This window comes from uncultured Campylobacter sp. (assembly GCF_938040115.1).
GTDB lineage: Bacteria > Campylobacterota > Campylobacteria > Campylobacterales > Campylobacteraceae > Campylobacter_A.
Window position 1 is genome coordinate 1 of record NZ_CALHXD010000322.1, and the last position, 9,165, is coordinate 9,165.

Below are 9,165 nucleotides of genomic sequence, written 5' to 3' on the forward strand. Positions count from 1 at the left end.
AGTTTGGCGTGCGCATCGAGGACGTCGTGGTCGTACGCGAAAACGGGGCTGAAATTTTATGAGGGTAGCGGGGGCGAGACGCTTTGATAAATGCCTCTTTTTCCCAAAGGTTTTTGATTTTAGACCGGGCTTTAAAAATAGCGTTATTTTGGGGCTGGGCGGTAATATCGGCGACGTAAAAAAGCGCTTTAATGGGTTGCATTTTAAGCTCAGCCGAGACACCAGGTTTCACGTCGTAGAAAACTCGGCGCTCCTCATAAACGAGGCGTTTGGGTTTAAAGAGCAGGCTGATTTTATAAATGCCGTAATGCTTGTGCAAACGAGCCTTGCCGCGAGGCAAATTTTAAAAATAACGGCAAATTTAGAAAGGCGTTTTGGACGCGTGAGAAGCTTTAAAAACGCGCCCAGGACGCTTGATATAGACATTTTGTATTTTAGCGGACGAAACAGAAACGACGCGCGGCTTATATTGCCCCATCCTGGCGCGCAAAGCAGGGCTAGCGTGATTTTGCCGCTTGGGACGATGAGGCGCGTTAGCAAAAGCGGAGTGAAATTTTAAAATTTAGCGGCCGCAAAGCCTAAATTTGAAGCGGGAACGGAAAATGCATAGCCTTTGCCGCGACGATTTGGGCTAAAGGCAGCTAAATTTAGCGAGAAACGAAGGAGAAGATTTGGCGACGAAGTTTTATACGTTTACCGGCGAGAGCAGTATGGAAGCGCTAAAAAAGGCGCAAGCTCAGTGCGGCGAGAGGGCGATCTTGGTAACGACGAAGCAAATTCAGCCAAAGACGATAAACAAAAAGCCGCTTTATGAAATTTTGGTCAGCGTCGAAGAGGACGCGAGCGAGCAGAAAAAAAATCAGCCACAAAAGCAAAATTTAAAGGGCTACGAGGAGTTTTTGCGCGCTCAGGCAGCAAAAGAGGAAAGGCCGCAAAAGATTATTTTAGACGAGCGCGAGCTTTTTGAAGTCGAAGCTCAAAGCGCTTTAGCTGCGGCAAATTTTAGCCAAAACTCCACGAGCTCAGCCTCGCAAAATCAAAACTACAAAACCGTTCAAAATAGCGGCGAGGACATACTCCTAAACATCTCAAAAGCCGCAAAAGAGATAAGCCAAATAGCAAATATCGAAACTATGCCTAGTCGCCAAGATCAAAACTACGATAAAAAGATAGACGACGTCGCAAGGCAAGTAAGTATGCTAAGCGAAAAAGTAAATATGATAGCCGATATGTTCTGGGAGGAGCGAGCGGGTGCTAGAAACAACCTAAGCATACCGCCCGAGTTTGCCAGCATCTACAAAGATGCCAAAAATAGCGGCATGAAAGAAGAGCACCTAGAGCAAATAATGAAAATAACCGTGGAAAATATGTCGCCTCAGATGAAGGCTAATCCGACTGCGGTTAGGAGATATTTTAGCTCGCTGCTTAGAAAGATGCTGCCGTGCAGGAGCGAAGAGGACGATAGAAAACAAAAGATAATGATGCTGGTTGGGCCGACCGGAGTTGGTAAAACTACGACTCTAGCTAAACTTGCTGCAAGATTTGCGTATGGAGACGGTAAGCGTGCAAAAACGGGCATCATCACGCTTGATACCTACCGTATCGGGGCGGTCGAGCAGCTGTTTCAATACGCAAAGATGATGAAGCTACCGATCCTTGACGTTATCGAAGTTGATGATTTTAAAAACGCACTAAAGCAACTAAATCACTGCGAGGTTATCCTCATAGACACCACGGGCAGCTCGCAGTACGATAAAGAAAAACTGTCAAGGCTAGAAAAGTTTATAAAAAGTACGGATACGCATATAGACGTGCATCTGGTGCTATCGGCCGGGGCAAAGATCGAAGATATGCTTGAAATTTACAACGGTTTTAGCTTTCTTGACATCGATACCCTGATTATCACCAAATTTGACGAAACCAAAATTTTCGGTAACGTATTTTCGCTAGTTTACGAGACGAACAAGCCGGTTAGTTTTTTTTCCGTCGGACAGGAAGTACCGGACGATATCTTGGTGGCAAAGAGCGAATTTTTAGTAAGCTGCGTATTAGAGGGATTTAGCAAGGAACATAATGAGTAATCAGGCCGAGAAACTAAAAGGCATAGTGGCCGCCCAAGCCAAAGCAAAAACTACGTATTTTATCGCTGTAACTAGCGGAAAGGGCGGAGTAGGTAAAAGCACCATAAGCGCAAATTTGGCTAACGTCTTGGCCAAAAGCGGGTATAGAGTCGCTCTTTTTGACGCGGATATCGGGCTAGCGAATTTAGACGTCATCTTAAACGTGCGCGTTAATAAAAATTTGCTTCACGTGCTAAAAGGCGAATGTTCCTTAAAAGATATTTTGATCGAGATAAAGCCGAATTTGACGCTGATTCCCGGTGAAAGCGGCGAGGAGATATTAAAATTTAACAATCAATTTTTGTGCGAGCAGTTTTTTGCCGAGTCGGCGAACCTTGACGGGCTTGATTTTATCATCATCGACACGGGCGCGGGTATAGGCGGAAACACGCGGCTATTTTTAGAGGCCGCAGACGAGGTCGTGGTGGTTACTATGCCCGACCCCGCAGCGATAACGGACGCCTATGCCGTTATAAAAATCACCTCAAAAGATAAAGACAATCTTTTGATGGTTTTTAATATGGTAAAAAACGAAAAAGAGGCGATGAGGATATTTGAGCATATTCAAAAAGTGGCCAAGGCAAATATCGAAAATCCGCTAAATTTGGAGTTTTTAGGCGCTATTAGCGAGGATAAAAGCGTCTCAAAGAGCATAAAACAGCGTACGCTTTTTACCGACGATAGCGAATTTTGTCTGCCGAGCTTAGAGTTAAATCAGATAGCTCAAAGGCTTATTTCGAGATTGGAACAAAAAGTGCTTAAAGATGGTCAAGTCAATAGCTTTAGCGCCTTTTTTAGGCGCATGATTGAGCAATTTTAAATTTAGGATTTAGTTTTGAAAGCGGAAAATTTTATAGCATTTTTTACTGTTTGCGGATTTTTTACGGGAGTCGTTTTTTCGGCGTTAAAGTTAAGCGACCCGATACAGATGTTGCTTTATACTTTCGTGATTACGTTTTTCTTTTATCTCGTGATTCACGTTATCATAATGAACTATATCGACGTAAGACTATCTCTTAAAAAGAGATTTGATAAAGAGCAATACGAGCAAACAGCTGATTATCTTATCGGCGAACTAGCTCTTAGAGAAAAGCGTATAGATAATATATTAAGTAAGCTAGCTAGCGAAAATATCCTAATAAAACAAGCGCTAGGCAAAAATGGCGAAAGAAATGCAAAAGCCGCATAATCCTTATGCCTCAAATTTAAAAAAAGAACAAGACGAGGTCGTGCTAGCCTACACGCCCGCTCTTCGCGCGATGGCTTTTAGGCTAAAGGAACGCCTGCCCGCTCATATCGACGTTAGCGACCTGATCGGTGCTGGGCTGGAGGAGATGGTAAAGCTCTCTAGAAAATACGACAAAGAGCAAAACGACTCGTTTTGGGGCTACGCGCAAAAGCGAGTTTACGGCGCGATGCTTGATTTTTTACGCGGGCTTGACGTGGTTAGCCGCTCGGACCGTACTTTGGTAAAGTCTATCGAGGCTTTAGTGAATGAGTATTTTAATAAATTTGAGTGCGAACCCGACGATGCGTATATCGCAGGCAAGCTTGGTATCGACGTAGAAAAAGTAAGCGAAGCAAGAAACGTGAGCGCCGTCGTCGCCGTCCTAAACATCGACGATCAAATGGAGCTAATGAGCGAGGAGAATACGCTAGAACGGGTCGAAAAAGAGGATTTGATAGAAAAGATAACTCAAATTTTAAACGAATTTGAGGAGCGCGATCAGCTCATCGTACAGCTTTATTATTACGAAGAGCTGAGTTTAAAGGAGATCAGCGAAATTTTGCAGATTACCGAGAGTAGGATCTCGCAGATCCATAAGCGTTTGATGGAAAAAATAAGAAAAAAGCTTGAGGGTAAATAATGGCGGACATTTTAAGTCAAGAAGAGATAGACGCGCTACTAGAAGTCGTGGACGACGACGATGCTAGCGAATCTATCGGCGAAAAATCAAAAAAAGAAGAACAGCAGCAGGTAATAATTTACGATTTTAAACGCCCAAACCGCGTGAGTAAAGAGCAGCTGCGCGCGATAAAGGGCATACACGACAAGCTTGCGAGAAATTTGGCTTCTCAAATTTCAAGCGTTATGAGAAGTATCGTGGAGATCCGCCTGCATAGCGTCGATCAGATGACGTACGGCGAGTTTTTGATGAGTTTGCCAAGTCCCACTAGCTTTAACGTCTTTTCGATCAAGCCGCTTGACGGCAACTGCGTTTTGGAGATAAACCCAAGCATCGCGTTTCCGATGATAGATCGCTTGCTAGGCGGTAACGGTGAGGGCTTTGAGACCAGCAGGGAGCTAACTGATATCGAGGTAAATTTGCTCGATGCGATCCTAAGGATGATGATGCAGCGCCTAAAAGAGAGCTGGTCGATGATCACCGATATGTACCCAAACGTCGAGGCTAAAGAAAGTAGCCCAAACGTCGTGCAAATCGTAAGCCAAAACGAGATCGTGATAATGGTCGTCATGGAGATCATTGTAGGCAACTCAAGCGGCATGATAAATATCTGCTATCCGGTCATCTACCTAGAGCCGATCTTAAGCCGCCTAGCTAACCGCGATATAATGCTAGGCGAAACGAGCGCGAAAAAGAGCCGAAACAAAGAGCTAAAAACGCTGATCGGGCGCGCCGAGGTGCTATATGAGGCGATACTAGGTAAAAGCATAGTTAGCGTAAACGAGTTTTTAAATTTAAAAGAGGGCGACATACTGCGCCTTGACCGCTCGGCAAACGACAAAGCTATCGTAACGATCGATAAAAAAGAGGTGTTTTTGGCTGAGGTCGGGCTGCATAGATTTAGAAAATCTATCCGCATAGAAGAGCTAATCAGAAGCGACAAAGACGAGATCAAAAATATCCTCGAGCAGTACGAAGAAGAACGTAGAGCAAAACTCATGAGCACAGAGCACGAGGATGAGTACGAAGACGATGATATATTAGGCGAGGATGAAAACAATGAATGATTTTTTTAAAATTTTCGTAAACGAGGTAAAGGCTACGGTCGAAGGGCTAACTGGTAGGACGCCTGAAATAGGCGAGAGAAACGAATACGACGCTCCTAAGCAAGAAGGCATAAAACCGCCTCTAGCCGTTGCAAACATAGCCGTTAGCGGCGATACGACGGCAAAGATGATACTAGTAGCCACGCCGGTACTGATGAGCGCGATCGGCGAGTGGATGCTCGGAGAAGAAGAGATCTCGCGCAACGAAAATCTAAGCGAGGACGAGCTGGATGCCGCTAAAGAGGTGTTTTCAAATATCATGGGCGCATTTTCTACGAGCCTTGGCGCGCAAAAAGGCATGCCGAAGCTAAATTTCGAGGTCGCGAAAGTAAATTTCCTCGACGAGAGCGCAAATTTTGATTTGAACGCGTTTGAAAAAATATACGTCTATTCCGTTAAAATCGGAGACGTCAGCGAGCAAATCGCCATAGTGCTTGACTTTGCATTGGTGAAATTTTTAAATAAAGATCACAAAGAGCCCGCCCAGCAAGCAACCCCCGCAAAAGGCGATCTAAGCATCGAGGAAATGCGAAATATCGGGCTTATAATGGATGTGCGTCTGCCGCTTCACGTGCGTATCGGCTCAAAAAGAATGCTGCTAAAAGACGTGCTCACGATGGACATAGGCTCGGTCATCGAGCTAAATCAGCTCGCAAACGACCCGCTTGAGATTTTGATCAGCGACAAGGTTGTAGCTCTAGGCGAGGTCGTCATCGTGGACGGTAACTTCGGCATCCAGATCACTCAGATCGGCACGAAAAAAGAGCGCCTCGAGCAGCTACGTTAAGGGCTAAAATCGGACGAATTTCGCCTTGGGGCGCTTTTTTAAAACCAAGTTGTATTCGGCCAAATTTAGCACGAAATCGCGAGCAAATTTGGAGACCTAAATTTGCAAGCCGCCGCATTTTTAGAAACCACCGCATAAATTTGCGCTAAAGGTTAAGGCGGCGGTTTTGTGCTTTTAAAATAGGTTTGCCTTACGAGTTTGCGCCGTTTAGCGCTAAAATTGCCGGCAAATTTGAACAAAATTAAACCGCTTTGATAGCTTTGCAAATTTGAAATCTACCTAAAATTAATCTCAAATTTAATCGCGCGTCATCTATTTTTAAATCCGTTTTAGCTATCATCGCTTTTATGCTTGCGCGGTAAATTCGGTAGCGGTTTACGGCTCTAGCGCGTAAATTTAAACTAAAAAGAGAGACGATGGATGAAATCTTAAACGATCTGGCTAAATTTAGGGATTTTGCGACTTATAAAAATCCTAGCGTTACGTTTTTCGGTTCGGCCAGATTTGACGAAAACAGCAAATACTGTAAAATGGCCTTTAGTCTCGCAAAAGAGCTTGCCGACGGCGGTTTTGCCGTCGTTAGCGGCGGCGGGCCTGGCGTGATGGAGGCCGCAAACAAAGGAGCGTACGAGAGCGGCAAAAGTCCGTCGATAGGCCTAAATATCGTGCTTCCGTTTGAGCAAGTGACGAATAAATACGCCACTAGCAACTTCGTTTTTTCAAATTTATCCGCTCGCAAATTTGCCCTTATCGAGCGCTCGAGTGCGTTTTTGGTGTTTCCGGGCGGCTTTGGGACGCTTGACGAGCTGTTTGAGATCCTAGTGCTCGCGCAAATCGGCGCCAAAAAAGCTAAAATTTTCCTCATCGGAAGCGAGTTTTGGAGCAAGCTCGATGATTTCATCAAAACCACGCTGATACGCGAAAAAGCCGTCAGCGAGGAGGATCTGTCGCTTTATACGATCAGCGATGATCTAGATACTGTGCGGAACGAGATTTTGGGGATATTAAACTAAATTAGCGTGCTAAAATTTTACGAATTTTGAGGATTTGGCGATGTTTGATAGGATGCGAGATAGGATCGCTTTTGCGCTGATTTGCCTCGTTTTTATCGCTATTTGCGGCTATTTTGCCGTCAAATTTGACGGCGTACAAAATAAAGATAGAAATCTAAAAGACGGTGAAACTCAAGCCATAGCCGTAAGCAGGCTTTGACGGCTATTTAAATTTGTTCTGCAAATTTGCTGGGTGCTTATATCTGGCGTTCGGCGTTAAATTTTGATTTTTGCAAATTTGTTTGCGCGGTTTGGTTTGTGTTTTTAAGCGGATTTGCCGATATGCTTGCCTTTTGCGTCAAATTCGGTAAATTTAACCGCGTCATCGCCGTTTGCAAATCCTGCATTGCCGTCTTGGCGGGTAAAATTCAGAGCCGAGCAAGGCGCGAAAGCTAAATGCACGCTTAGCTCGCTATCCTTGGCTCGCAAATTTATAGCGCATTAAGCTAATTTTTATATAATCGCACCGAATTTATACGAATTTGCCTTATTGTGGGGCTAGGGCGAGATTTGTAAATTTTAAAGCTGAATTTAAAATACAAAACTTTAGGGTGCGGTATTTTTAGATGATTTTTGCGGCTGTGCGGTAAATTTTCGGCGTAGATAGAACATATAGTTCATCAAGCCGAAAATTTACAAACTCCGTAAAAAGCGCTAAAAAGACAAGCCCTCACAATAGGAAGAAAAATGAAAATACTAATGGCCATGAGCGGCGGCGTCGACTCCACCATGAGCGCCAAAATGCTGCTAGAAGCGGGTCACGAGGTCGTGGGCTGCTATATGAAGCTACACAAAAAGCCCGGATATCATGAAAAAAATATCGATAAAGTCGCCCGTGCGTGCGGGTATCTGGGTATCACTTATCACGTGCTTGATTTGCAAGAACAATTTGACAGATACGTCTATACGCCGTTTGTTAGCTCCTATAAAGAAGGCAAGACGCCAAATCCCTGCGCGCTTTGTAACCACTTTATAAAATTTGGCGAACTACTAAAATTTGCCAAAAGTATCGGCTGCGAAAAGCTTGCTACAGGCCACTATATCCGCGTTCAAGACGGCTTTATCAGAGTCGCCGCCGATCCTAGCAAAGACCAGAGCTACTTCGTAGCGCAGGTGCCAAAGGAGATAATCGCCGATATGATTTTCCCGCTCGGGGATAAATTTAAAAAGGACATAAAAGAGCTGGCAAAATCCTTGCCGAACTTTCGCGAATACGGCGAGCAGGCCGAGAGCAGCGAGATCTGCTTCGTCGAGGATACCTATATCGAGGTGCTAAACAAGCACTATGAGACGGATCTGCCCGGCGACGTGGTCGATAGCTCTGGACGCGTGATCGGGCGGCACAACGGCTACATGCACTACACGATCGGCAAGAGGCGCGGATTTGAGGTATTTGGGGCGCACGAGCCGCATTTCGTGCTCGCTATCGACGCGGCAAATAACCGCATCGTCGTGGGACCAAAAGAGGAGCTTGAGCGCGGCAAGATCGCGGTAAATAGCCTAAATTTATTCGTGGACGAGAGCGAGTTTGACTGCGACGTCAAGGTTCGCTACCGCAGTATCGGGCTAAACGCGCACGTAAAGGTGCTAGAGGGCGGCACCGCCGAGGTCGAGCTAAAACAGAGCGCATTTGGCGTGGCTAGCGGGCAGCTGGCGGTATTTTACAGAGGCGAGCTGGTTATCGGCAGCGGATTTATCCTGTAAATTTTATCTTGAATTTGATCGCTTCGGGCGGTCGAATTTGACTCTCTTGCCGAGGCGTTTGCGGTAGCGGCGTTTCGGCGAAATCTACAAATTTAACTTCAAATTTTACTGTTTGGCGACATTTTTTATGCACTTAAATTTATAAATAATCGAGTTTTAGGAGCCCAGTACTCACGATCTAAATTTGCCTTTTTTAAAATCGGAAATCGCTTTGCGTATGGTTTGGTTTGTGGAAAAAGTGCTCTTATGGCCTCGTGGAGTAAAAATTAGTTTTACTGATTTATATGCTCGTTAAGAGACTAACCGCGAAAGATTATTGCTCGGTTAGTAGGTAGGCTTAAATTTACTAAAAAGAGTTACATTTAGATATGTTTGCGTAAATTTGGCTATAGAGTTGATAATCGTTAGTCGTATAGCGTAGGGAGCGGAAAAACTCCGCCCCACTTAAGATTACGCGTTAGTTATCTGGATATAGTTTACTCCGCCCTC

The 9,165-nt window shown here is 44.9% G+C and carries 11 protein-coding genes; 10 read left to right on the top strand and 1 reads right to left on the bottom strand.

The window, feature by feature from the left end; all coding sequences use genetic code 11:
- The first annotated feature begins 58 nt into the window (after positions 1–58).
- The 9 genes from folK to Q0314_RS10925 all read left to right on the top strand — a co-directional run bounded on the left by folK (position 59) and on the right by Q0314_RS10925 (position 7,132).
- On the top strand, positions 59–559 hold the full coding sequence (gene folK, locus Q0314_RS10885; protein WP_298058932.1) for a 2-amino-4-hydroxy-6-hydroxymethyldihydropteridine diphosphokinase: 501 nt from the start codon (positions 59–61) through the stop codon (positions 557–559).
- 112 nt (positions 560–671) lie between these two features.
- Positions 672–2,081 carry a flagellar biosynthesis protein FlhF gene (gene flhF, locus Q0314_RS10890; RefSeq protein WP_298058935.1) on the top strand — a complete coding sequence of 470 codons (1,410 nt, stop codon included), beginning with the start codon at positions 672–674 and terminating at the stop codon, positions 2,079–2,081.
- Complete coding sequence (locus tag Q0314_RS10895) at positions 2,074–2,940, top strand: MinD/ParA family protein (protein WP_122874404.1); 867 nt, start codon at positions 2,074–2,076, stop codon at positions 2,938–2,940. The genes flhF and Q0314_RS10895 overlap by 8 nt, the downstream gene beginning before the upstream one ends.
- Positions 2,941–2,955: 15 nt before the next feature.
- Positions 2,956–3,309 carry a hypothetical protein gene (locus Q0314_RS10900; protein ID WP_002947554.1) on the top strand — a complete coding sequence of 118 codons (354 nt, stop codon included), beginning with the start codon at positions 2,956–2,958 and terminating at the stop codon, positions 3,307–3,309.
- Positions 3,293–3,988, top strand: coding sequence for an RNA polymerase sigma factor FliA (locus Q0314_RS10905; protein ID WP_298058963.1), 696 nt, complete (start codon positions 3,293–3,295; stop codon positions 3,986–3,988). The genes Q0314_RS10900 and Q0314_RS10905 overlap by 17 nt, the downstream gene beginning before the upstream one ends.
- Entirely contained in the window at positions 3,988–5,094 is a 1,107-nt protein-coding gene (gene fliM / locus Q0314_RS10910; RefSeq protein ID WP_002947559.1) for a flagellar motor switch protein FliM, read from the top strand. Before Q0314_RS10905 ends, fliM begins: the two co-directional genes overlap by 1 nt.
- The gene (gene fliY / locus Q0314_RS10915; RefSeq protein WP_298058950.1) at positions 5,087–5,920 is read left to right on the top strand and encodes a flagellar motor switch protein FliY; all 834 of its coding nucleotides are present in this window, start codon (positions 5,087–5,089) and stop codon (positions 5,918–5,920) included. Before fliM ends, fliY begins: the two co-directional genes overlap by 8 nt.
- A 416-nt stretch (positions 5,921–6,336) precedes the next feature.
- The gene (locus Q0314_RS10920) at positions 6,337–6,933 is read left to right on the top strand and encodes a TIGR00730 family Rossman fold protein (RefSeq protein ID WP_298058953.1); all 597 of its coding nucleotides are present in this window, start codon (positions 6,337–6,339) and stop codon (positions 6,931–6,933) included.
- Positions 6,934–6,973: 40 nt separating this feature from the next.
- Complete coding sequence (locus Q0314_RS10925; protein WP_298058956.1) at positions 6,974–7,132, top strand: hypothetical protein; 159 nt, start codon at positions 6,974–6,976, stop codon at positions 7,130–7,132.
- Between the two features lie 37 nt (positions 7,133–7,169).
- On the opposite strand, the gene Q0314_RS10930 is transcribed toward Q0314_RS10925, so the two are convergent.
- The gene (locus Q0314_RS10930; RefSeq protein WP_298058959.1) at positions 7,170–7,319 is read right to left on the bottom strand and encodes a hypothetical protein; all 150 of its coding nucleotides are present in this window, start codon (positions 7,317–7,319) and stop codon (positions 7,170–7,172) included.
- A 340-nt stretch (positions 7,320–7,659) separates the two neighbouring features.
- On the opposite strand from Q0314_RS10930, the gene mnmA reads away from it, so the two are divergent.
- On the top strand, positions 7,660–8,676 hold the full coding sequence (gene mnmA, locus Q0314_RS10935; RefSeq protein ID WP_298058961.1) for a tRNA 2-thiouridine(34) synthase MnmA: 1,017 nt from the start codon (positions 7,660–7,662) through the stop codon (positions 8,674–8,676).
- Positions 8,677–9,165: the final 489 nt, after the last annotated feature.